Raw genomic sequence first — 22,509 nt, 5'->3', positions numbered from 1 at the left:
GGGCCAGCAGTGCGTCGCGGACGACGATCGATTCCTCGGCGGCGCGCGGCCAACCGGCGAGTCCGAGCTTGGCCGCGTTCGGTCCCTCGTGCGCGACGGCACCCACGGTCAGGCGCGGTTCCTCGGCGTGCTGAGCGATCAGCACGCCCAGGCCGGTCGCGTACTCCAGGGCGCGGCGCATCACCAGTGGGTCGTCGACACACACACCGTCGTCGGAGAACATCCTGACCCGCCCGACACCGGCGGCCATCAGGCCCATCTCGGTCAGTTGCCTGCCGTTGAGACCGACGGTCACCGCTCCGACCGGGTGCACGTCGACCAGACCGACCTGCTGCCCGCGGTGCCACACGTGGTCGGTGACCACCGCGCTGTCGGCGACCGGGTCGGTGTTGGCCATCGCGAACACCGCGGTGTATCCACCGAGAGCAGCTGCAGCCGAACCGGTTTCGATATCCTCCGCGTACTCGCGGCCGGGTTCACGAAGGTGAGTGTGCAGGTCGACGAAGCCCGGCAGCAGGATATGGCCGTCGGCGTCGATGACCTCCGCGCCGTCGGGTGTGTCCAGGTTCGTCCCGATGGCATCGATGAGGCCGTTGTCGACCAGCACGTCGACGCCGTCGCCTTCGCCGTAGGGGCGGACGCCCCGTATCAGTACCGGCGGGCAGGAGCGCAGCGACCGGGGATTGGTTTCCGTCATGCGCTGATCGCTTCCGCCTCGGACCCGACGAGCAGGTGGAACAGCACCGCCATTCGGACGTGCACACCATTGGAAACCTGTTGCAGTACCGCAGATTGTGGGGAGTCAGCCACCGAGTGCGCGATCTCCATACCCCGCAGCATCGGCCCCGGGTGCAACACCACGGCGTGCTCTGCCAGCTGCGCCTGGCGCTTCTCGGACAGGCCGTAGCGCACCGAGTACTCCCGAGAGGACGGGAAGAAACCGCCGTTCATCCGTTCGGCCTGCACGCGCAGCATCAACACGGCGTCGGCCAGCGGCAGTTCTGCGTCGATGTCGTGGGACACGGTCACCGGCCAGGAGTCAACGCCGACGGGGAGCAGGGTGGGTGGGGCTACCAGCACCACCTCCGCGCCGAGGGTGTGCAGCAGCGCCACGTTGGAGCGGGCCACCCTGCTGTGCAGCACGTCTCCGACGATCACCACCCGCTTGCCCTCGACGGCCCCCAGACGCTGCCTGATCGTCAACGCGTCCAGCAGAGCCTGGGTGGGGTGTTCGTGGGTGCCGTCGCCGGCGTTGATGACCGACGGCCCGCCGTCCTCGTCCAGCGTCCACGCGGCGAGCTGCTGCGCGGCACCCGATGCGGGATGGCGGATGATCAGCGCGTCGGCACCTGCGGCCCGCAGGGTCAGCGCGGTGTCCCGCAGCGATTCACCTTTGGCGACAGAGGATCCCGAGGCGCTGACGTTGATGACGTCAGCACTCATCCACTTGCCTGCCACTTCGAACGACACCCGGGTGCGGGTGGAGTTCTCGTAGAACATCGTGATGATCGTGCGGCCCCGCAGGGTGGGAAGCTTCTTGACCTCCCGGCCCAGCAGGGCTTGGCGGAACCTGTCGGCGTTGTCGAGGATGGCCGTGGCGTCGTCACGGCCCAGGTCGGCCGCAGCAAGTAGGTGCTTCACCTGGGAGGCCCTCCGTAGGGTGCGATCCGAACGCCGTCGTGACCGTCGTTCTCGGTGAGGCGGACCTTGACGTTCTCGGCCCGCGAGGTCGGCACGTTCTTGCCCACGTAGTCGGCGCGGATCGGTAGCTCCCGATGCCCGCGGTCCACGAGCACCGCCAACTGCACGGCTCGCGGGCGGCCGACGTCACGCAGCGCGTCGAGGGCCGAGCGGACCGAGCGCCCCGAGTACAGCACGTCGTCGACCAGCACCACCAACGCTCCGTCGATGCCGCCGTCGGGTATCGAGGTGGCTTCGAGCGCGCGCGGCGGCTTGCTCATCAGATCGTCGCGGTAGAGCGTGATGTCCAGGGCTCCGTGGCCGACGTCGACACCGCTGAACTCGGCGATGTGGCGGGCCAGTCTGGAGGCCAGGGTGACACCGCGGGTCGGAATTCCCAGCAGGACGACGCGTGGGCCGTCGGGGCCGTCCAACGCGGTCTTCTCGATGATCTGGTGCGCGATGCGAGCGATGGTGCGGCCGACGTCCGCAGCGGACATCAACTCGCGATCTGCAGCTTCGGCTTCAGAGCCGGCATGGTCGGGCGAGCCCACGGGTGAGCTGGACCTCCTTCTCCGCCTCACTGGACGGATCGTTAAAGGATGTCAAAAACTTCGGGCAGCCTAGCACCCGGACGGCAGGTGAGCGACGAGGCCGGGTGCGGCTGACCTAATCTGGCGCAATGAACCTCGACCGCAACAAGGCCTCGATAGTGGAAGCGATCGATGCGGGTCTACTGGCGGGAGCGGTCACGCTGGTCTGGCATGCCGGTGAGGTGGTCCAGGTCAACGAGCTCGGTCACCGCGATGTGGACGCGCAGCTACCGATGCAGCGCGACACCATCTTCCGGATCGCCTCGATGACCAAACCCGTCACGGTGGCCGCCGCGATGTCGCTGATCGAGGAGGGCAAGCTCACACTGAGCGACCGGGTGGCCACGTGGCTGCCCGAGCTGGCGGACATGCGAGTGCTGGTCGATCCGCGAGGTCCGCTGGAGCGCACGGTGCCCGCGCAGCGGTACCTCACCATCGAAGATCTGATGACGCACCGCAGTGGTCTGGCGTACATGTTCTCGGTGGTCGGGCCACTGTCGGACGCCTACCGCAAGCTGCCCACGCGGCAGGACCAGGATCGGTGGCTCGCCGAGCTCTCGGCCCTGCCCCTGGTTCATCAGCCCGGTGAGCGCCTGACCTACAGCCACGCCACCGACGTACTGGGCATCGTGTTGTCGCGGATCGAAGGCAAACCGCTGAGCGAGGTGCTCGGAGATCGGGTCCTGGGCCCGCTCGGCATGTCGGACACCGGTTTCAGCGTCGGCCCCTCGGGCCGCCGTCGAGCCGCCACGATGTATCAGCTCGACAGCGACAACACGTTGCGCCACGACGTGATGGGACCCGCACCCATCGCCGATCCCCCGTTCTGCACCGGCGGTGCCGGACTCTGGTCGACCGCCGACGACTATCTGCGTTTCGCCCGGATGCTGCTCGCCGGCGGCACCCTCGACGGCGTCCGGGTGCTGTCCGAAGAGTCGGTGGAGTTGATGCGCACCGACCGCCTGACCGACGAGCAGAAGCGTCAGGACTTCCTGGGCGCGCCGTTCTGGATCGGTCGCGGCTTCGGACTGAATCTGTCCGTGGTGACCGACCCGGGGAAGTCCCGCCAACTGTTCGGTCCCGGGGGGCCGGGAACCTTCTCCTGGCCGGGCGCGTACGGAACGTGGTGGCAGGCCGACCCGTCCGCCAACGTCATCCTGGTGTATCTCATCCAGAATCTGCCCAATCTGACCGTCGATGCCGCGGCTGCCGTCGCAGGCAACACGTCGCTGGCGAAACTGCAGAGCGCGCAACCGAAGTTCGTCCGGCGCACCTATGAGGGGCTCGATCTGTAGTCCGGCAGGCCGTGACTGCTAGATGACCTCGAGTTTGGCTGCCAGATCCAGCACAGCTTCGGCGCGGGCGCGAGTGGGTCCGGCGCTGCCGTCGTAGTGCGCCGTCGGTGCGTCGAGACGCGCGAGCGTGTGCCGCGCCTCGTCGATCTCCAGCGGCGACGGGCTCAGCAGATCGTTGATGGTCTGGGCGTGCGAGTCGTCCAGGCACAGCCGTCCGGTCATGCCTGCGGACTTCGCAACGACGGTATCGCCGGGCAACTCAGCGTTCCGATTGCGCAACGTCGGCCCGTCGATGGGCGCGGGCAGTCCGGCGGCTCGGCTGGCGATCACCAACCGGGCGCGCGGATACGCGAGCATCGCCGGCTCGCCGGACATCCCGGTATCACGGCGAAAATCCCCGATCCCGAACGCAATTCGCGCACATGCTGGGGCGCGGGCGATGTCGAGAGCCGATTCGATGCCGAGTGCGGATTCGATCAGCGCCACCACCGGGATGCCGTCTGGCAGGCGAGCGGCGGTCGCGGCGACCTCATCGGCCGATTCGGCCTTGGCGAGCATCACGCCCGCGAGCCCGGGTGCTCCGCCGAGCACGTCGAGGTCGTCACGCCACGCGGCGGTGGTGGTCACGCTACTGATCCGGATCCACGCCCGGCCCCCGGTGTACAGCCACTCGGCCACCGACTGTCTGCCCGCGGGCTTCTGGACGTTCGGCAGTCCGTCCTCGACGTCGAGCACCACCACATCGGCATTGCCGGCGACGGCGGCATCGAAAGCATCACCGCCATCCGGGAGCCCCGGCTGCAACAGCCAGGTGCGGGCCAACGACCAGTGCGGCCTGCGGATGCGATCCACTGCCGGGGAAACCGTCACACGCCACCTCTCGCTCGAGCCTGAATTCCCCTCCATCGTCGGGATGGGTGTCCCGACACGCAAGGTTGTGCACATATTGTTCAGGACCTGTTGGCCAGGGCCGGCGACGGCGCCGAGGGATGCGCGCGCTACATCGAACGCGACAGCACCCTGCCGAACTGCAGCAGTCGCTGCATCTGTGCCAGGCCACCGTTGTCAACCGACTTCACGAAACGGAAGGACTCGCAATAGAGATCGGTGTCTGTCGCCGATCGCTGGCGCGCCCTGGTGACCAGCTGGGTGTAGATCCGCAACTTCACCTCTGAGAGGCGTCGGGTGCCATCGCTGAGGACCTCGTACTCGTTGGACAGCACCTGATCGGTGATCGTGGACAACAGGATCGACCGAACCGAGGCAAGAAGGATGCGGTGCGGCTCACCCGGTTCGGCCGAACTGGACATGTCGTCGTCGGCGCGCCACATGATCAATCGGTGGCCGTCGGTGACGAGCACCTCTTGCCACAGGGCCTCACCCCAGGAGCGTTCGGTGAACCCGCGCGACATGACAAACGACTTCACCAACGCCGGTTCGACGACTGAGCGCAACTGATCCAGCGCCAGGTCGGGGTCTCGCAGGTACACCCTCGCAGCCTCGTTGACGCTGGAGTACGGAGCCCAGTCCTGCGGCGCACCCATCTAGGTGCCGTCACTGCCCTCGCGGGCGCCCTGCACCGCGTCGGCCGCGGCTCTGATCTGCGGCGTCACCAGCATGATCTGGCCGAGCACACCGTTGACGAAGCCCGGCGAGTCGTCTGTCGACAGTTGCTTGGCGAGTTCGACGGCCTCGTCGACCGCTACCGGTTCGGGGACGTCCTCGGCGTGCAGCAGTTCCCACACGGCGACGCGAAGGATGGCCCGGTCGACCGCGGGCAACCGGTCCAGCGTCCAGCCCTGCAGGTGCGCCGAGATCAGATCGTCGACGTGCGCCGAGTGCTCGGTCACCCCGCGGGCCACCGTCACCGTGTAGGGATTGAGTTGAGCCATCTCGGATTCGTGATGCGCCAACGCATTTCGCGATGTAGCCACCTCGAATGGGGTCATCCCGCGCGCTTCGGCCTCGAACAGCAGGTCGACGGCGCGCTTGCGGGCCTGGTGACGTCCCCGGTCGCCCTTACGGTCAGGCATTGACCCTTCCCAGGTAATTGCCGTCACGCGTATCCACTTTGAGCTTGTCACCGGTGTTGACGAACAACGGGACCTGGATCTCGGCGCCGGTCTCCAGAGTCGCGGGCTTGGTGCCCGCGCTGGACCGGTCACCCTGCAGGCCGGGCTCCGTGGACGCGACCAGCACCTCGACCGTCACCGGCAACTCGAGGTACAGCGCTGCGCCGTCGTGGAACGCGATCTGCACCGGCATGCTCTCCAGCAGGAACCCCGCGGCCCGGCCGACCAGCGACTCGGCCAACGAATGCTGTTCGAAGTCCTCGCTGTCCATGAACACGAAGTCCGAGCCGTCGCGGTACAGGTAGGTGGCGTCGCGGCGGTCCACCGTCGCGGTCTCCACCTTCACCCCGGCGTTGTAGGTCTTGTCGACGACCTTCCCGGACAGCACGTTCTTCAGCTTCGTCCGCACGAAGGCCGGACCCTTACCGGGCTTGACGTGCTGGAACTCGACGATCTGCCAGAGCTGGCCGTCGATCTGCAGGACGAGCCCGTTCTTGAAGTCTGCGGTCGATGCCACGGTGGGTTGTTCTCCTAGCCTTTAGAGGATCGCCAGTTCCTTGGGGAACCGGGTCAGCAAGTCGGGGGTGTCATCCGCATCACTGCCGACGACCAACGTGTCCTCGATGCGGACGCCGCCACGGTCGGGCAGATAAACACCTGGCTCCACGGTCACCGCGGAGCCAGCAAGCAGTGTACCGGCGGCCGTGGCATTGATTCCCGGCGCTTCATGGATCTGCAGACCGACCCCGTGCCCGAGGCCGTGGCCGAAGTTGTCGGCGAAGCCCGCGTCGCCGATCACCGTGCGGGACGCCGCGTCGACGTCGCTCAACAGAACGCCGGGCGCGAGCGCTTCCCGACCGGCCCGCTGCGCGGCGGCGACCAGGTCGTAGACGTCCTGTTGCCACTGCGCGATCGGCGAGAGCACAAAGGTGCGTGTCATATCGGAGTGATAACCGCACACCAGGGCTCCGAAGTCGATCTTGACGAAGTCGCCTGCTGCGAGCACCGCGTCTGTAGGCCGGTGATGCGGGATCGCCGAGTTCGCACCGGTCGCGACGATGGTCTCGAACGACGGGCCGTCGGCACCGTGGTCGAGCATCAACGCCTCCAGCTCGCGCCTGACGTCCTTCTCCGTGCGGCCCGGACGCAACCCACCACGATCCACCAGGTCTTTCAGGGCCGCGTCGGCCGCCTCGCAGGCCAACCGCAACAGCGCGACCTCGCCGGCGTCCTTGACCTCACGAAGAGCCTCAACCGTGCCGCCGGCGCGCACCAGCTCGCACCGCTCGCCGGCCGCGCGTGTCAACGCGGCGAACGCGTCGACGGTCACCACATGGCTCTCGAAGCCCATCCTGCGGACGCCGGCGTCAGCGGCCCGGCTGACCAGATGCGGTCCGCAGGCCCGTTCGATGACGATCTCCGCGCCGGTCGCTTGCACTGCAGCCTGGGTGCGGTAGCGCCCATCGGTGGCGAGCACTGGCGTTTCGTCGTCGGCGCGAATCAGAAGTGCTGCATTCGAGCCGGTGAATCCGGACAGATAACGGACGTTGACCAGGTCCGATACCAGCAGAGCGTCGAGTTCGGCCGCCGCCAGGCGTTGGCGCAATCTGTCGCGGCGCTGGGAAATAGTCACAGTCGGTGACGCTACTCGCTAAGGTGTGGCCTCATGAGTAAGTGGTTGCTGCGCGGACTGGTGTTCGCCGCCCTGATGGTGATCGTCCGATTGCTGCAGGGAGCGATGATCAACGCGTGGGAAACCAAGGCGGGAATGATCAGCGCGGTCCTGGTCATCGCCTACGGCGTGGTGGTCTTCGTGTGGGGTGTCGCCGACGGGCGCTCCGATGCGCGGGCCAACCCCGATCCGGACCGCCGCGGCGACCTGGCGATGACGTGGCTGCTGGCCGGTCTTTTCGCCGGTGTGGTCAGCGGAGCCGTGGCGTGGTTCATCGGGGTGTTCTACGACAACCTGTACGTCGAGGGACTGATCAACGAGCTGACGACATTCGCGGCGTTCACAGCGCTTCTGGTGTTCCTGTGCGCCATTGTCGGCGTCGCGCTCGGCCGCTGGCTGGTCGACCGTAAGACTCCTCAGCAGGGACGGCGCCGCGAGGGCGACGACGACCGCGCCGACACCGACGTCTTCGCCGCGGTGCGCGACGACAGCGGCTACGACTACAGCCAGCAGAACGTGGGTACCGTGCCCGAACAACAGACCTCACCGGTCGCGGTTGCCGACGACGAGACCAGGCCCGTCGAGAAGCGCGACTAGTCTCGCGCCACCTCGGCGTAGGCAGCGGCGAGCAGCGACGGATCGGGGCCCTCCAGCCGACCAGGCTTGGCCAGGCCGTCGAGCACCACGAATCGCAGGATGCCGGCCCGGGTCTTCTTGTCGCCGATCATGGACTCGAGCAACTGCGGGAGCGCGTCGGCGTCGTAGGTGACCGGCAGCCCGAGAGAGCTCAGAATGGTCCGGTGCCGTTGCGCGGTGTCATCGTCGAGACGCCCGGCCAGTCGACCCAATTCGGCGGCGAACACCAGCCCGACCGACACCGCGGCTCCGTGCCGCCACTGGTAGCGCTCCCGACGTTCGATGGCGTGGGCCAGGGTATGCCCGTAGTTGAGGATCTCGCGCAGCTGCGACTCTTTCTCGTCCGCGGCGACGACCTCCGCCTTGACGGCGACCGCACGGCGGATCAGCTCGGGAAGCACCGCCCCGGCGGGATCGAGCGCGTTTTCCGGATCGGCCTCGATCATGTCGAGGATCACCGGATCGGCGATGAATCCGGCCTTCACGATCTCCGCCATTCCCGCCACGATCTCGTTACGGGGCAACGTTTCCAGCGTGGCCAGGTCGATCAGTACCGCTGCCGGCTGATGGAACGCGCCGACGAGGTTCTTCCCCGCATCGGTGTTGATGCCGGTCTTGCCGCCGACCGCCGCGTCGACCATGCCGAGCAGGGTCGTCGGCACGTGCACGATGTCGATTCCACGCAGCCATGTCGCCGCGGCGAAGCCGGCGACGTCGGTGGCGGCGCCACCACCCAAGCTGACGACCGCATCTCTGCGGCCGACGCCGATACGGCCGAGCACCTCCCAGATGAACCCGACAACCGGCAGTTCCTTGCCGGCCTCAGCGTCGGGAATCTCGATCCGGTGTGCGTCGATTCCCTTGTCCGACAGATGATCCCGAATAACCTCGGCCGTCTGCGCCAGCACTGGCTGGTGCAGTATCGCGACCTTGTGCCTGCCCTCCAGGGTGCGGGCCAGATCGCCGAGCAGACCGGTGCCGATGATCACCGGGTACGGCGGATCGGTGAGCACGTTGACTGTGACGGGATCCGTCACCGATTCGGTCACGGCACATCCTTTCGTGCACAAGCAGATCCACCGGTTTTCCTGGCCGCTACCGTGGCGGGACTGGGCGCAGCCTCGGTGGATGGCGGGGTGGTCAACGACAGGGGTGCGCGGCGCCAGGATCCCCGTCGGCGCCGACGCTCCGGCTTGGGGCCGTCGGGGTTCTCCAGCCGGGCAACGATATAACGCACCACCGCTCCCGGGTTGCGATGGTTGGTGTTCACCCGCATGGTGGCAACTTGGCGGTAGAGCGGAATCCGTTCCGACATCAGCTCTTTGAAGCGTTCTCCACGGTCTTTGCCGGCCAGCAACGGCCGCACCGTCGCCCCCCCGGTACGACGAACTCCTTCGGCGGCGCTGATCTCCAGGTAGATGACGGTGCGTCCGGCCAATGCTTCGCGCACCTGCGCGGTGGTCACCGCGCCGCCGCCGAGCGACAGCACGCCGTCGTGGGTGGCCAGGGCATCACACACCACGTCGGCCTCGATACGCCGGAATGCGGCCTCTCCATCGTTGGAGAAGATGTCGGGAATCGTGCGGCCGGTCGTCTCCTCGATCGCCGCGTCGGTGTCCAGCAGCGGCAGGTCCAGCGTCTTGGCCAGCCGCCGACCGATGGTGGACTTGCCCGATCCGGGCAGCCCGATGAGGACGACCTTGGGGCTCATCAGCCCGACGCCCGGGCGGCACCGGTGGGCTCGCGGGCGGCCACGGCACGCAGGTAGGTCTCGGCGTTGGCGCGTGTCTCGCCCAGCGAGTCACCGCCGAACTTCTCCAGCGCGGCGCGCGCGAGCACCAGCGCCACCATCGTTTCGACCACGACGCCGGCGGCCGGAACGGCACATACGTCCGAACGCTGATGGATGGCCACCGCTTCCTCCCCGGTGGACATGTCCACGGTGGCCAACGCCCGGGGCACCGTCGAGATCGGCTTCATCGCCGCGCGTACCCGGACGGGTAGTCCGTTGGTCATTCCGCCCTCGAGTCCGCCGGCGCGGTTGGTGGACCGCATGACACCGTCGGGACCGGGATACATCTCGTCGTGCGCGACGCTGCCGCGCCTGCGCGCGGTCTCGAAGCCGTCGCCGATCTCCACTCCCTTGATGGCCTGGATGCCCATCACCGCGGCGGCCAACTGACTGTCGAGCCGGCTGTCACCACTGGTGAACGACCCGAGCCCCACAGGCAGGCCGTGAGCCACCACCTCGACCACCCCTCCGAGGGTGTCACCGTCGCGCTTGGCGGCCTCGATCTCGGCGATCATCAGCTGTTCGCTCGCCTCGTCGAAGGCACGCACCGGGCTGGCATCGATCGCGGCCAGGTCCGTGGCCAGCGGCGGCGGCCCGTCATACGGCTCGGAGGCTCCGATCGAGATGACATGGGAGACGATCTCGACGCCGAACGCCTGCTTGAGGAACGCGCGAGCGACGGTGCCCGCGGCCACCCGGGCCGCCGTCTCGCGGGCACTGGCGCGTTCCAGCACCGGACGAGCGTCGTCGAAGCCGTATTTGAGCATGCCCGCGTAGTCGGCGTGTCCGGGCCGTGGCCTGGTCAGCGGGGCGTTGCGGGCGGCGCTGTCGGCCAGCACGGCCGAATCGACGGGATCGGCTGCCATCACCGTTTCCCATTTCGGCCATTCGGTGTTGCCGATCTCGATGGCGATGGGACCGCCGAGGGTCAGGCCGTGACGCAGCCCCGCCAGCATGGTGATCTGGTCCTGCTCGAACTTCATCCGCGCGCCCCGGCCATAGCCGAGCCGCCTTCGCGCCAACTCCCCCGCTATGTCCTGTGAGGTCACCTGGACACCGGCGACCATGCCTTCGACCATGGCCACCAACGCGCGGCCGTGGGATTCGCCTGCAGTCGTCCATCGCAACACGGGTCCCATTTTCGCACGACGCGGGTATCCACCCGAAACTGCGCAAGGCCTAGATGACCACCGTCGCCACCGAGGCGGCCGTGGCCAGGCACATCGATGGGCCGTGCGGCAGCGGCGATCGGTCCCCCCGGAACAGCTGAATCAGTCCCAGCAGGCCCGTCAACGCCGACGCTCCCACCGCGGCCGACAACCACACCTCGGGTCCGAACGCACCGGTGAGAGCGCCGAGGCCGATCGAGAGTTTGACGTCGCCGGCACCCATCGCCTGCGGCGCGACGACGTGCACCAACGCGTACGCCGCGCACATCGCCGCCGCCCCCATCGCAGCCGTTCCCCCGTGGCCGGCCAACGCGGCGCCGCCCAGAACCACTGCCGCTCCCGGCAAGGTGAGCACATTCGGCAACCGCCGCTGCCGAATGTCGAAGACGCTCAACACAATCAGCCAACAGACCGCGCTGATGACGGCAACTGCCTGCCAGACCGGCCCCACTTGCTCAGCCTAAGACCGCGACGGGCCCCTCCTCGGCGGCAATTGTGCCGAGTCAGTGCACGCTGCCGAGCGCAGCCTCCATCGCTTCTCTGGGCGCCGGCAACCCGGTGAACTGCTCGACCTGCGTGAACGCCTGATTGAGCAGCATCTGCAGCCCGCTGATGACCCGGCCTCCGGCGGCCAGCACCGCCGCGGCAAGCGGGGTGGGCCACGGGTCGTAGATCGCATCGAGCAGAACCGGTGTCGCCGCCAGGACCGGCGCGTAGGGCGCCACAGCGTCGGCCGGTACCGTGTTCACCACGACGTCCACGCCGGCCACCGCATCGGTCAACCCCGCGTCGCCGACGTCACACCACTGCGCCCGGGCGCCACAGCGGATCGCCAGGTCGACCAGCGGCGCGGCCTTGTCGGCATTGCGTGCTGCCACCGAGATGTGTTGCGCACCAAGCTCGATGAGTCCCACGACCACCGAGGGTGCGGTGCCGCCCGAACCCACCACCATCGTGCGGTCCGACACCGCCACCCCGGCCAGCGCGCCCACCACACCGTCGATGTCGGTGTTGTCGGCATGCCAGCCGGCCGGCGAACGGACCAGGGTGTTGGCCGACCCGACCGACTTCGCGCGGGCGGTGGCGTCGTCGGCGAACCGCAGCGCCGCGAACTTACCCGGCATCGTCACCGACACCCCCACCCATTCCGGCCCGAATCCTCCGACCACACCGGGCAATTGCTCACCGGTGCATTCGATCCGGTCGTAGGTCCAGCTGTCCAGTCCGAGCGCACGATAGGCCGCCAGGTGCAGCTGAGGAGACCGCGAATGCGCAATCGGGGAGCCGAGCACGGCCGCGCGGCGGCGACCGGTGCTCACCGCCGCCGTCTGCTCATCGCGCAAGCGCTCATCGCCGCCGTCTGCTCATCGCGCGGAATCGAGCACGCCGTTGCGGATCGCCACCTCGATGTTGGCGAGATGCTGTTCGTACTCCCGGGTGAACAAGGTGGTGCCCTGCAGGTCCACGGTCACGAAGTACAGCCAGTCCCCCGGTTCGGGTTGCTCGGCCGCGGCGAGGGCGGGTTGCCCCGGTGAGCAGATCGGTGTGGCGGGAAGCCCGGGCCGCACATAGGTGTTCCACGGCGTGGCCTGCCCCCGATCGCCGTCGGTGGTCGCCACCTCGACGAGATCCAGCGGATAGTTCACCGTCGAGTCGAACTCCAGCGTGCGTTGCTCAGCCAACCGGTTGTAGATCACCCGGGCGACCTTCGAGAAATCCTGGGGCAGCGCTTCCCGCTGCACCAGCGAAGCGACGGTGAGCACCTCGTAGGGCGATATGTTCAGCGCCGTCGCCGTTTCCAGAAGACCGCTCTCTTCGTACTGCGCGGTGCTGGCCGCGATCAGCGTCGCCAGGATTTCCTGCGGCTCCGCCGAGGGGTCGATGTTCCAGGTGCCGGGCGCGATCAGACCCTCCAACCGGCGATGGTCGGCACCGAGCGCGACGACGGCGTCTGTCGCCCAGCCGGGTACCGACAGGGTGGCCGGGTCGGCGGCCGCGGCGATGTCGCTGAGGCCTTGCGCCGCCACACACGTGCGGTCGCCGTCGAGGTCCACACACGACGCATTGGAGATGAGGCTGAAGATGCCGTCGGTGACCGCATCGGTGGCGACATCGCGGGTGTCATCCAGCTGGCGACCTTCGGGGATGACCAGCCGCCCCACCCGGTTCGCCGGATCGGCCAGACGGTTGACGGCATTGGCCGCGGGGATCTCGGTGCGGACCTTGTAGAAACCGGGCTGAATGGCCGAGATCGCCGCATTGCCCGAAGCCGCGTCGACAAAAGCCTGGGATGTCGCCACGACGTTCTGATCCTGCAGCGTGTTGCCGATCGCAGTGGTGGAGTCGCCGGGGTGCACCTGGATCACCACGTCGTTGACGCCGTCACCGGCGTAGTCGCCACCGCCGGAGTCACCGAACAGCGAGCTCCACATCGTGGAGCCCAGCAGGACCGCACCGACGACAACCACCACCAGGACGACCAGTGCCGCCACCGCGGCGACGCGACGTCGGCGCTGGACCCGTGCTTCCTGGATCCGGTCCCGGCGAGTCAGTCGGCGCCGCGGAGGGCCCACCGCCAGCGGCTCGGCTCGTTCGCTACGCCAATCGTCAGCCATCCCCGACCTCTCCGTGTGCGGTCAGCGCCGCCCGCCGCTGGTCCAGCCAGTTCTGCAGAATCCCCACCGCCGCAACCTGATCGATCACCGTGCGTTGCCCCTTGGCGCGGACCCCGGCCTCGCGCAGTGATCGCTGTGCTGTCACGGTGGTGAACCGTTCATCGGCCAGCCGCACAGGTTTCGGCGATATCTTCGCAGCGAGTTGGTCGGCCAGCTCGACGGCGTCCCGGGCCGACGATCCGGCACGATCGGCCAGCGTGCGGGGCAGCCCCACCACCACCTCGACCGCCTCGTGTTCGTCGACCAACCGCACGAGCCGTCGTAGGTGCTTGTCCGAACGACGATCCCGCGCCACCGTCTCCACCGGGGTGGCGAGGATTCCGTCGGGGTCGCTGACGGCGACCCCGATGCGGACGCTACCGACGTCGATGCCGATCCGGCGACCGCGCCCCGGGTCAGCGGACGAGTTCGGGTCCCCGGGCTTATCGGGCAGACGGTCCTCGCGTGCGGGGTCGTCGGTATGGGCCACCGGGTTATCTCCGGCCGATCTCTGCGCGTATCGCCGCCAGCGCCGCGTCGATACCCGCAGCCCCCTTACCGGATCCCTGCGCCAGGTCGGCCTTGCCTCCACCGCGGCCGTTGACCGCAGTGGCCATGAGCTTGACGAGGTCATCGGCGCGCAGCCCGAGATCCTGCGCGGCCTGGTTCACCGCAACCACATACGGAACGGAATCGTTGTCGCCCTCCGCAGTCAGTGCCACCACGGCCGGGTCGCTTCCGAGCTTGCCGCGGATGTCGCCGACGAGCGAGCGCAGATCACCCGCCGACATCCCGCCGGCCATCCGCTGCGCCACGACCCGGACCTTACCGATCTCCTCGGCCCCGGCGGCGGCGTTCGCGGCCGCGGCGCGTGCCCCCGCCATCCGCAGCCGGTCGAGTTCCTTCTCGGCTGCGCGCAGTCGTTCCACCAGATTGGCGACGCGCCCCGGCACCTCGTCCGAGGGCACCTTCAGCGTCGACGCGAGCCCGGCCATCAGCGCACGCTCCTTGGCCAGGTGCCGGAACGAATCCAGACCGACGTAGGCCTCCACACGCCGAATTCCCGACCCGACCGACGACTCCCCGAGAATCGTGACGGGACCGATCTGCGCCGAATTGCGAACGTGGGTGCCGCCACACAACTCCAACGAGAACGGACCGCCGATCTCGACCACCCGGACCTCGTCGGGATAGGCCTCGCCGAAGAGCGCCATCGCGCCCATGGACTTCGCCTTCTCCAGATCGGTGGTGAAGCTGTGCACCTCGAAGTCGGCTTCCACCGCTTCGTTGGTGACCTCTTCTATTTGGGTGCGTTGGTCCTCGCTGAGCGCACCCTGCCAGTTGAAGTCGAATCGCAGGTATCCGGGGCGGTTCAGAGAGCCGGCCTGAACGGCGTTGGGGCCCAGCACCTGTCGCAGGGCCGCATGCACCATGTGCGTGCCGGAATGGCCCTGGGTCGCCCCGTGGCGCCAGCGCGGATCGACGGCGGCGACGATCGTGTCACCCTCGACGAACTCACCCGACTCGACGTTGACACGGTGCGCCCACAGTGTCTTGGCGATCTTCTGGACGTCGGTCACCGCGGCTTTCGACGTCTCCGATGCGCCGGTGCCGGTGACGGTGCCCTCGTCGGCGATCTGGCCACCCGACTCGGCATAGAACGGGCTGCGATCCAGGATCAACTCGACGCGGGACCCCGCACCGTCGGAACCGTGAGCCACCACGGGAACCCGCTTACCGTCCAGAAAGATTCCGAGAATCCTGGCCTCGGTGGTCAATTCGTCGAATCCAGTGAACTGCGTCGGTCCGGCGTCGACGAGATCACGATATGCCGACAGGTCTGCGTGGGCCTGCTTGCGCGCGGCAGCGTCGGCTTTGGCGCGTTGCCGCTGCTCGGCCATCAGGCCGCGGAAGCCTTCCTCGTCCACGCTGAGATCGGCCTCGGCGGCCATCTCGAGGGTGAGTTCGATTGGAAACCCGTACGTGTCGTGCAGCGTGAACGCATCGGTTCCCGACAGCACCGCGGCGCCGGCGGCCTTCGTGGCCCGGGCGGCGTCGTCGAACAACCGTGACCCCGAAGCAAGAGTGCGGTTGAACGCGGTCTCTTCGGCCACCGCGATACGCTGAATCCGGTCGAAGTCGGTGACCAGGACCGGATACGACGGACCCATCGCGTCGCGTACGCAGGTCATCAGGTCGGCCATGACGGGCTGCTCGACCCCGAGCAGTTTCGCGGCGCGGATGATCCGGCGGAGCAACCGGCGCAGCACGTACCCACGGCCCTCGTTTCCGGGGCTGATCCCGTCGGCGATGATGATCGCCGCGGTTCGGCTGTGGTCGGCGATGATCCGGTAGCGAACGTCGTCATCGTGGACGCCCCGCCCGTAACCCCGAGGTGCCCGAGCGGCCACCAGGTCGATCGCCGGGCGCAGCAGGTCGGTTTCGTAGACGTTGTCCACCCCCTGGAGGAGGCAGGCCACCCTCTCGACGCCCATGCCGGTGTCGATGTTCTTGCGCGGCAGCGGACCGAGGATCTCGAAGTCGTCCTTCGACGTGCCTTCGCCGCGCTCGTTCTGCATGAACACGAGATTCCAGATCTCGATGTAGCGGTCCTCGTTCGCCTCGGGCCCACCCTCCACGCCGTAGTCGGGTCCACGGTCGTAGTAGATCTCCGACGACGGACCACACGGCCCGGGGATCCCCATGGACCAGTAGTTGTCGGCCATGCCGCGACGCTGAATGCGCTCAGTGGGCATCCCGGCGATGTCCTGCCACAGTTGGGCGGCCTCGTCGTCATCCAGATAAACTGTGGCCCAGAGCTTTTCGGGATCAAACCCGTAGCCACCCTGCTCGACGGGTCCGGTCAGCAGCGTCCACGCCAACTCGATCGCCCCGGCTTTGAAGTAGTCACCGAAGGAGAAGTTGCCTGCCATCTGGAAGAACGTGTTGTGGCGGGTGGTGATCCCGACTTCGTCGATGTCGGGGGTGCGGATGCACTTCTGGACGCTGGTTGCTCGATCCCACGGCGGAGTGCGCTGGCCGAGGAAGAACGGGACGAACTGGACCATGCCGGCATTGACGAACAGCAGGTTGGGGTCGTCGAGGATCACCGAAGCGCTGGGCACCTCGGTGTGGCCCGCGTTCACGAAATGATCAAGGAACCGCTTCCTGATCTCGTGTGTCTGCACGTCTTGCTGTCCTCAGTTCTGGGTCATGGAGCCGATTCGTCGATCGGCCGTCACCTGCGAATACTCGACGCCCCACAGTACCGGTCCCCTCGGCTAGCCCTTCAGGAAGCTCAACCGGACCGAGCGTCGGGGGTTATCGCTGTTCAGATCCACCAGCACGATGCTCTGCCAGGTGCCCAGCAACGGCCCGCCGTCCCCCACCGGCACTGTGACCGACGGGGACACCAGACCGGGGAGGACATGGTCGGCCCCATGCCCGTGAGCCCCGTGCGCGTGGCGATAGCGGTCGTCACGGGGCAGCAGGCGCTGCAGAGCTTCGATGAAGTCGTCATCGGAGCCGGCCCCGGTTTCGATGATCGCCACACCGGCCGTCGCATGCGGGACGAACACATTGCACAGACCCTCCCCCTGCGAGGCGCAGAACGTCCGGACAGCAGCGGTGAGATCGACGATCCGGCGACGGGAGGTGTCCACATCGAGCACTTCGGAGTTCATGGGTTCCAGCGTACGAGCGGACCTGCAGATTGACGCGCGCGTTTATTGCGTCGGCAGCGAGGGTATTTCTGCGGCAACCGCAGCCACGCAGGAGGACAACATGACCATCACCGGCATCATCACCGCCATCCTCATCGGCACCGTCATCGGCATTCTCGGTCGCCTTGTCCTACCCGGCAAGCAGTCCATCGGCATGCTGCTGACCATCGGCGTGGGCATCGTATCGGCGTTCATCGGCACCGCGCTGGCCCGCGCGATGGGCATCCCCACCGCAACCAGCGGCGTCGACTGGCTCGAACTGCTGGTCCAGGTTGTCGTGGCCGCCGTCGGTGTGGCCTTGGTCGCCGCGCTCATGGGTCGTCGCCGGAGCGGACTGATGGGCCGCCGGCGGTCCGGAATCATGCGCTAGCCCGCAGAGCGCACGTCGTGTGATCCCGGCTGGAGCCCCGACCAGCCGGGATCACTCCGTTCTGAGGACCTGGCGGCTGGCCAGCAGCGCGTCCAGCTTGTCGTAGCCCTCGGTCATGCCGCCCTCCATCCCGGACGACAGCAGGGCGTCGCGCGCCTCGGTGTTAGGACAGATCGATCGGCCGCGGAGCCGGGAACGTCCCCCGCCGAGGTCCTCGAACCACAGGTACTCGATGTTGACCATATCCGGCGCGCCGTCGAACTCGAAGGTCTGCAGGATGAACTCGTTGGGTCGCACGGTGTGGAACGTCCCGTTGAACCCGAAGGTGCCGTGTTCACCGGTATGGGAGTAGCGGTAGCCGCCATGGCTCCTGAAGTCCCACTCGCTGATGTCCATCTCGAGACCGTGCGGGCCCAGCCACTGCTTGACCAGGTCCGGTTCGGCGTGGGCGCGAAACACAGCGTCTGCGGGTGCATCGAACTCGCGGGTGAATTCCATGGCGAGGGTGTCGACGGGTGCTACCAGGTCGAGTGCGTTTGTCATCGGGGTTTCTCCTTCTTATCGGTGAGCTCCGCCAACAGGCCGTCCAGCCGGCGGTAGTTGCGTTCGGTGTCCAAGCGGTAGCGATCGATCCACGACGTCAGGTGCTCGAGCGCGGCCGCATCGAGATGCACGGGCCGACGCTGGGCGTCACGGCTCCGGGTGACCAGACCAGCGTGTTCGAGGACCTGAATGTGCTTGGACACCGCCTGTTTGGTGATGGCGAACGGAGCAGCAAGCTCGTTCACGGTTGCCGGACCCCGCGACAGGTGCGCGATCAGCGCACGCCGAACGGGATCCGCGAGCGCCATGAAGGCGCGATCCAATCCGGCCTCGTGTCCGCCATCGTCACCCAATTAATCAACCTTTCTATTGATCAATCATTTGGTTGATTACGACGATAGGACGCCTGCCGGTCCAGTGTCAAGGGTTCGGTCCGGAGAGGTCAGCGCAAGCGACGAATGATGGCGCGCAGCTTGTCCACCCGGGTGGAGATCTCGCGCTCCGCACCTCGGGCGGTGGGCCGGTAGTAATCCACGCCCACCAAGTCGTCAGGTGGATACTGTTGGGCCACAACACCATCGGGGTCGTCGTGCGAATACCGGTAGCCGACGGCGTTGCCCAGCTTCGACGCCCCCGAATAGTGTCCGTCGCGCAGGTGTGCCGGCACCAATCCCGCCTTACCGGCCTTGATGTCGGCCATGGCCGCACCCAGCGCGGTGGTCACCGCATTGGACTTCGGCGCTGTCGCCAGGTGCACCGTGGCATGCGCCAACGTCAGTTGCGCCTCCGGCATTCCGATCAACTGCACCGTCTGCGCCGCTGCGACCGCGATCTGAAGCGCCGACGGGTCCGCCATCCCGATGTCCTCGCTGGCGAGGATCATCAGTCGGCGGGCAAGGAACCGCGGGTCCTCCCCCGCCACCAGCATGCGGGCCAGGTAGTGCAGCGCCGCATCGACATCGGATCCGCGGATGGACTTGATGAATGCACTGACGACGTCGTAGTGCTGGTCGCCGTCGCGGTCATAACGCACCGCCGCCCTGTCGAGTGACTGCTCGATGACTCCAACGGTCACCTCGTCACCCGCCTCCGCGGCCACCTCGAGCGCGGTCAGCGCCCGACGCGCGTCGCCGGCGGACAACTGCACGAGCAGGTCGATGGCCTCATCGCTGACCCGCACCCGGCCACCCAGCCCACGGTCGTCGTCGATGGCACGGCGGATCACCGCCGCGATGTCGGGGCCGGCCAGCGGCTGCAGTTGCAGGATCAGCGAGCGACTCAGCAGCGGGGCCACCACCGAGAACGACGGGTTCTCGGTGGTCGCAGCCACCAGCAACACCACCCGGTTCTCCACCGCGGCCAGCAGCGCGTCCTGCTGGGTCTTGGAGAACCGGTGCACCTCATCGATGAACAGCACCGTCTGCCCACCGCGCATCGAGGCCTGCCGCGCCGTGTCGATCACCGCGCGCACCTCCTTGACCCCGGCCGAGAGCGCCGACAACGCCTCGAATCGGCGCCCTGTGGCCTGCGAGATCAGTGAGGCGAGCGTCGTCTTCCCGGTTCCCGGGGGGCCGTAGAGGATGACCGAGGCGGCCCCGGACCCTTCGATCATCCGGCGCAACGGCGAGTTCGGCTTGAGCAGATGCTGCTGACCGACGACCTCGTCGAGGGACGCCGGACGCATCCGCACCGCAAGCGGCGACGCCGACCCACCGCCGAGGCCGTCACCGGCGCCGCGGTCGGGTTCCGAGCCGGGTACGTCGAACAGGCTGTCGGACACGCTCCCTGCTTACCACTGCCTCACGACGCGACGGTCGCGCCGTCAGGAATCGCTCGGCTGCGTGACGAAGTCGATCAACTCCTCGACCCGGCCGATGAGCGCCGGTTCGAGGTCGTTCCAGTCGCGGACGCGGCCGCGGAGCTGCCGCCACGCGGCGGCTATATCGGCCTGGTCGCGATGCTTCCAGCCCAGTCGCTCGCACACCCCGTGCTTCCAGTCCTCACCCTTGGGCACCGTCGGCCATGCCGCCGCCCCGATCCGCGCAGGCTTCACCGCTTCCCAGATGTCGATGAACGGATGCCCGACCACGAGTGTGTGGTCGCCGCCCGGTCCGCGGCGTACGACATCGGCGATCCGGGCCTCCTTGGACCCGGTCACCAGGTGATCGACGAGCACTCCCAGCCGTCGCCCGGGTCCGGGCCGGAAATCCGAGACAATGGCGGCCAGATCGTCGACTCCGCCGAGATATTCGACGACCACACCCTCGATCCGCAGATCCTCGCCCCACACCTGCTCGACCAGTTCGGCGTCGTGGCGACCCTCGACGTAGATCCGGCTGGCCAGCGCGACCTTCGCGCGAACGCCGGCCACGGCGACCGAGCCTGACGCGGTCTTGGCCGGGGCCGCTGCAGCCTTCTTCGGCGCCGTGAGAATGACGGGTTTGCCGTCGATCAGGTATCCGGGCCCCACCGGGAACGGTTTGGTACGGCCGTTCCGGTCCTCGAGGTCCATCCGGCCGTACTCGACGCGCACCACCGCACCGACGAAGCCGGTCTGCGCGTCCTCGACGACCAGGCCGATCTCCACCGGTCGTTCGGTGGAACGCGGTCGCCGGGCACGGTGCGGGTTGTCGGCAAGAATGTCGGTGCCGTATCGATCAGCCACCGGGTGATCGTAGAACTAGTGAAGGCTTCTGGTTCTGCGCCGCCGCCGTGTCGCCCGTGGTTTCGGCTGCGCTTCCCAGACGTCGCCGTGACGCCGGGTACGCCCGAGGGACATCTCAAGGACGGACCGCCGCAGGTACGGACGAGTCGGCAAATGTTTCGATTTTATTGCGTCGTTGCGCTCGCAGTTGCTGAAAAGAGTGCTATCAATTCGCAGGACCCACCTGAAGCGACGGGCGCCCGGCGCTGGTTGACACTTTGGTTGCTGAGTATGCAATGGCCTGCGCACTACCCTCGCACCGCATGAAATACCGGTGACGTCACCGCGTGCAATCTCATCGACTTGTCAGAAGATTCCCGCCGTACTCGCTTCCTATATAACATTTTAACGGGGAAGCGATTGGTTGAACTGATCCCATCCATCAGCCTGCAGCGGACTTCGGCGGGCGGCTGAGTGGGCGGTCGTCAGAGTTGCTGAATCCACCTGGTGGCGCACTTTCATCGATTCCCGATTGCGGGTCGAACAGCCCGTGGCGGCTTGGGATTTCTGCGAAGCAGACATGGCTTTTGTGTTCGCTTCATCCGGCAACTGTGATGCTTGACACATCGCTCAGCAAAGCCTACTGTCCGTAGTACATCGATTCTCTTCGGGAATCATCTCGATCCGGCTGAGGCCAGTGGAATGGCCCGCAGCTCGCAAGGGGGCACTGACGGCGTGAAGCCGTCACGCACGTTCGGATCCAATTCACGCTTGATGTGACACACAGCCCACGGCGCGCGATGCTCGGGGTGTCTTCAGCTCGAATGGTGTGTGTCGCGAGCGCGAAATCACCGACTCGCCAATCGATCTCATCGCGATTCGGACACTCGATTCATCCACATACGTGACCGATCGCGCCATTTTGCGGACGCCGCATGGCGCGGATCGACTGCTCGACTCCACGTTGCCACACAGCGTGGGGCCGATTGAAGACCGGGTGCACCGAAGGGCGCGGCCCTCTGCTCAGGAATTCAAATCGCGCTACACCAAATCGATTTCGGCCGACATGGCCGAAGTTTCAGCAGTACCCAAAAGGAGCTTGAGATGAGAAATTACGTGTACCCGTGCGCAACGGGAATCGCAGTCGCCGGGGCGGGCGCTGTGTTCGCGCTTGCCGGTTCGGGCACCGCGTTGGCGGCCCCGATCGCAGCCGCCCCACTGGCACCCGTGTCGAGCCAGTGTGATCCCTCAGTCGAGAGCTGTACCACTCTGGGCTCCAGCAGCACCATGACATTGACACCGTTCGCGCTGGCCGCGGCGTTGGACTGCCCGTGCGATCCCGTTCACTCATGGGCGGTCGGTGACCCGTTCTACAACCTCATCGGGGTCTTCAACTATGTGCCGATCGTCAACATCTTCGTCTCCAACGGCGCCAACGGCGCGTTGGGTTCCGGCGTCAACGGTGGCAACGGCGGGCTCTGGATCGGCTACGGCGGCACCGGCGGGTCCGGCGCTGCGGGACAGGTAGGCGGCAACGGTGGGCAGGGTGGTCTGTTCTTCGGCAATGGCGGCGACGGCGGTGCCGGCGGAACTTCCGCGGCGGGCGGAAACGGCGGCAATGCCGGAACGATCGCGCTGTTCGGTCACGGCGGCAACGGCGGTGCCGG

25 protein-coding genes are annotated in these 22,509 nt (G+C 67.2%); 4 read left to right on the top strand and 21 right to left on the bottom strand.

The window, feature by feature from the left end:
• From WA965_RS17985 to pyrR, 3 genes are all read right to left on the bottom strand, one after another.
• The coding region (locus WA965_RS17985) for a dihydroorotase (RefSeq protein WP_526447886.1) at positions 1–697 on the bottom strand (697 nt) is incomplete at its 3' end.
• Positions 694–1,641, bottom strand: coding sequence for an aspartate carbamoyltransferase catalytic subunit (locus WA965_RS17980; protein ID WP_526297575.1), 948 nt, complete (start codon positions 1,639–1,641; stop codon positions 694–696). The genes WA965_RS17985 and WA965_RS17980, both read right to left, overlap by 4 nt.
• Positions 1,638–2,234: a bifunctional pyr operon transcriptional regulator/uracil phosphoribosyltransferase PyrR gene (gene pyrR / locus WA965_RS17975; protein ID WP_526297577.1), complete on the bottom strand. Its 597-nt coding sequence runs from the start codon at positions 2,232–2,234 to the stop codon at positions 1,638–1,640. Before pyrR ends, WA965_RS17980 begins: the two co-directional genes overlap by 4 nt.
• Before the next feature lie 128 nt (positions 2,235–2,362).
• On the opposite strand from pyrR, the gene WA965_RS17970 reads away from it, so the two are divergent.
• On the top strand, positions 2,363–3,568 hold the full coding sequence (locus WA965_RS17970) for a serine hydrolase domain-containing protein (protein WP_526297579.1): 1,206 nt from the start codon (positions 2,363–2,365) through the stop codon (positions 3,566–3,568).
• A gap of 18 nt (positions 3,569–3,586) precedes the next feature.
• On the opposite strand, the gene WA965_RS17965 is transcribed toward WA965_RS17970, so the two are convergent.
• From WA965_RS17965 to WA965_RS17945, 5 genes are all read right to left on the bottom strand, one after another.
• The gene (locus tag WA965_RS17965) at positions 3,587–4,438 is read right to left on the bottom strand and encodes an HpcH/HpaI aldolase/citrate lyase family protein (RefSeq protein WP_526297581.1); all 852 of its coding nucleotides are present in this window, start codon (positions 4,436–4,438) and stop codon (positions 3,587–3,589) included.
• A 128-nt stretch (positions 4,439–4,566) separates the two neighbouring features.
• Positions 4,567–5,112 (bottom strand): hypothetical protein, encoded by a 546-nt coding sequence (locus WA965_RS17960; RefSeq protein ID WP_526297583.1) that lies wholly within the window; start codon positions 5,110–5,112, stop codon positions 4,567–4,569.
• Positions 5,113–5,601, bottom strand: a complete 489-nt coding sequence (nusB, locus tag WA965_RS17955; RefSeq protein WP_526297585.1) for a transcription antitermination factor NusB — start codon at positions 5,599–5,601, stop codon at positions 5,113–5,115. It abuts the gene before it with no gap.
• Positions 5,594–6,157 carry an elongation factor P gene (gene efp, locus WA965_RS17950; RefSeq protein ID WP_178358495.1) on the bottom strand — a complete coding sequence of 188 codons (564 nt, stop codon included), beginning with the start codon at positions 6,155–6,157 and terminating at the stop codon, positions 5,594–5,596. The genes nusB and efp overlap by 8 nt, the downstream gene beginning before the upstream one ends.
• Positions 6,158–6,178: 21 nt before the next feature.
• Positions 6,179–7,273 (bottom strand): M24 family metallopeptidase, encoded by a 1,095-nt coding sequence (locus tag WA965_RS17945; RefSeq protein ID WP_526297587.1) that lies wholly within the window; start codon positions 7,271–7,273, stop codon positions 6,179–6,181.
• A gap of 33 nt (positions 7,274–7,306) precedes the next feature.
• Here WA965_RS17945 and WA965_RS17940 point away from each other — a divergent pair, with 33 nt between their 5' ends.
• Entirely contained in the window at positions 7,307–7,909 is a 603-nt protein-coding gene (locus tag WA965_RS17940) for a B-4DMT family transporter (protein ID WP_526297589.1), read from the top strand.
• Here the strand turns inward: WA965_RS17940 and aroB are convergent.
• From aroB to WA965_RS17895, 9 genes are all read right to left on the bottom strand, one after another.
• A complete protein-coding gene (gene aroB / locus WA965_RS17935; protein WP_526297614.1) occupies positions 7,906–8,985 on the bottom strand; it encodes a 3-dehydroquinate synthase in 1,080 nt (359 codons plus the stop codon). The genes WA965_RS17940 and aroB overlap by 4 nt on opposite strands.
• Positions 8,986–8,993: 8 nt before the next feature.
• On the bottom strand, positions 8,994–9,659 hold the full coding sequence (locus WA965_RS17930; protein ID WP_526297591.1) for a shikimate kinase: 666 nt from the start codon (positions 9,657–9,659) through the stop codon (positions 8,994–8,996).
• A complete protein-coding gene (gene aroC / locus WA965_RS17925; protein ID WP_526297592.1) occupies positions 9,659–10,870 on the bottom strand; it encodes a chorismate synthase in 1,212 nt (403 codons plus the stop codon). The genes WA965_RS17930 and aroC overlap by 1 nt, the downstream gene beginning before the upstream one ends.
• Before the next feature lie 49 nt (positions 10,871–10,919).
• Positions 10,920–11,360 carry a prepilin peptidase gene (locus WA965_RS17920; RefSeq protein WP_526297594.1) on the bottom strand — a complete coding sequence of 147 codons (441 nt, stop codon included), beginning with the start codon at positions 11,358–11,360 and terminating at the stop codon, positions 10,920–10,922.
• 52 nt (positions 11,361–11,412) lie between these two features.
• A complete protein-coding gene (locus tag WA965_RS17915) occupies positions 11,413–12,228 on the bottom strand; it encodes a shikimate dehydrogenase (protein ID WP_526297596.1) in 816 nt (271 codons plus the stop codon).
• Between the two features lie 45 nt (positions 12,229–12,273).
• On the bottom strand, positions 12,274–13,524 hold the full coding sequence (mltG, locus tag WA965_RS17910) for an endolytic transglycosylase MltG (protein ID WP_526297598.1): 1,251 nt from the start codon (positions 13,522–13,524) through the stop codon (positions 12,274–12,276).
• Positions 13,517–14,053, bottom strand: a complete 537-nt coding sequence (gene ruvX, locus WA965_RS17905; protein ID WP_526297600.1) for a Holliday junction resolvase RuvX — start codon at positions 14,051–14,053, stop codon at positions 13,517–13,519. Before ruvX ends, mltG begins: the two co-directional genes overlap by 8 nt.
• A gap of 4 nt (positions 14,054–14,057) precedes the next feature.
• Positions 14,058–16,751, bottom strand: a complete 2,694-nt coding sequence (alaS, locus tag WA965_RS17900) for an alanine--tRNA ligase (RefSeq protein ID WP_526297602.1) — start codon at positions 16,749–16,751, stop codon at positions 14,058–14,060.
• A 93-nt stretch (positions 16,752–16,844) separates the two neighbouring features.
• The gene (locus WA965_RS17895) at positions 16,845–17,234 is read right to left on the bottom strand and encodes a secondary thiamine-phosphate synthase enzyme YjbQ (protein WP_526297616.1); all 390 of its coding nucleotides are present in this window, start codon (positions 17,232–17,234) and stop codon (positions 16,845–16,847) included.
• Between the two features lie 112 nt (positions 17,235–17,346).
• On the opposite strand from WA965_RS17895, the gene WA965_RS17890 reads away from it, so the two are divergent.
• Complete coding sequence (locus tag WA965_RS17890; RefSeq protein ID WP_526297604.1) at positions 17,347–17,655, top strand: GlsB/YeaQ/YmgE family stress response membrane protein; 309 nt, start codon at positions 17,347–17,349, stop codon at positions 17,653–17,655.
• Between the two features lie 51 nt (positions 17,656–17,706).
• Here the strand turns inward: WA965_RS17890 and WA965_RS17885 are convergent, their stop codons facing one another.
• The 4 genes from WA965_RS17885 to WA965_RS17870 form a co-directional block, all read right to left on the bottom strand.
• Positions 17,707–18,198 (bottom strand): SRPBCC family protein, encoded by a 492-nt coding sequence (locus tag WA965_RS17885; protein WP_526297606.1) that lies wholly within the window; start codon positions 18,196–18,198, stop codon positions 17,707–17,709.
• Positions 18,195–18,506 carry an ArsR/SmtB family transcription factor gene (locus tag WA965_RS17880; protein WP_526297618.1) on the bottom strand — a complete coding sequence of 104 codons (312 nt, stop codon included), beginning with the start codon at positions 18,504–18,506 and terminating at the stop codon, positions 18,195–18,197. Before WA965_RS17880 ends, WA965_RS17885 begins: the two co-directional genes overlap by 4 nt.
• Before the next feature lie 134 nt (positions 18,507–18,640).
• Entirely contained in the window at positions 18,641–19,978 is a 1,338-nt protein-coding gene (locus WA965_RS17875) for a replication-associated recombination protein A (RefSeq protein WP_526297608.1), read from the bottom strand.
• A 42-nt stretch (positions 19,979–20,020) separates the two neighbouring features.
• Positions 20,021–20,863, bottom strand: coding sequence for a DUF3097 family protein (locus WA965_RS17870; RefSeq protein WP_526447884.1), 843 nt, complete (start codon positions 20,861–20,863; stop codon positions 20,021–20,023).
• Positions 20,864–21,946: 1,083 nt separating this feature from the next.
• Between WA965_RS17870 and WA965_RS17865 the strand changes: the two genes are divergently transcribed.
• The coding region (locus WA965_RS17865; protein ID WP_526447882.1) for a PGRS repeat-containing protein at positions 21,947–22,509 on the top strand (563 nt) is incomplete at its 3' end.

The organism is Mycobacterium sp., from assembly GCF_049683935.1.
Lineage (GTDB): Bacteria > Actinomycetota > Actinomycetes > Mycobacteriales > Mycobacteriaceae > Mycobacterium.
This window is presented reverse-complemented; position numbering and strand designations above follow the sequence as displayed.

What these genes read in the sequence shown, in the direction of transcription:
- nusB (WP_526297585.1), bottom strand. Translation starts at nt 5,601, where the DNA reads ATGCCTGACCGTAAGGGCGACCGGGGACGTCACCAGGCCCGCAAGCGC.
- mltG (WP_526297598.1), bottom strand. Translation starts at nt 13,524, where the DNA reads ATGGCTGACGATTGGCGTAGCGAACGAGCCGAGCCGCTGGCGGTGGGC.
- WA965_RS17880 (WP_526297618.1), bottom strand. Translation starts at nt 18,506, where the DNA reads ATGGCGCTCGCGGATCCCGTTCGGCGTGCGCTGATCGCGCACCTGTCG.
- WA965_RS17930 (WP_526297591.1), bottom strand. Translation starts at nt 9,659, where the DNA reads ATGAGCCCCAAGGTCGTCCTCATCGGGCTGCCCGGATCGGGCAAGTCC.
- WA965_RS17890 (WP_526297604.1), top strand. Translation starts at nt 17,347, where the DNA reads ATGACCATCACCGGCATCATCACCGCCATCCTCATCGGCACCGTCATC.
- WA965_RS17885 (WP_526297606.1), bottom strand. Translation starts at nt 18,198, where the DNA reads ATGACAAACGCACTCGACCTGGTAGCACCCGTCGACACCCTCGCCATG.
- WA965_RS17940 (WP_526297589.1), top strand. Translation starts at nt 7,307, where the DNA reads ATGAGTAAGTGGTTGCTGCGCGGACTGGTGTTCGCCGCCCTGATGGTG.
- WA965_RS17970 (WP_526297579.1), top strand. Translation starts at nt 2,363, where the DNA reads ATGAACCTCGACCGCAACAAGGCCTCGATAGTGGAAGCGATCGATGCG.
- WA965_RS17960 (WP_526297583.1), bottom strand. Translation starts at nt 5,112, where the DNA reads ATGGGTGCGCCGCAGGACTGGGCTCCGTACTCCAGCGTCAACGAGGCT.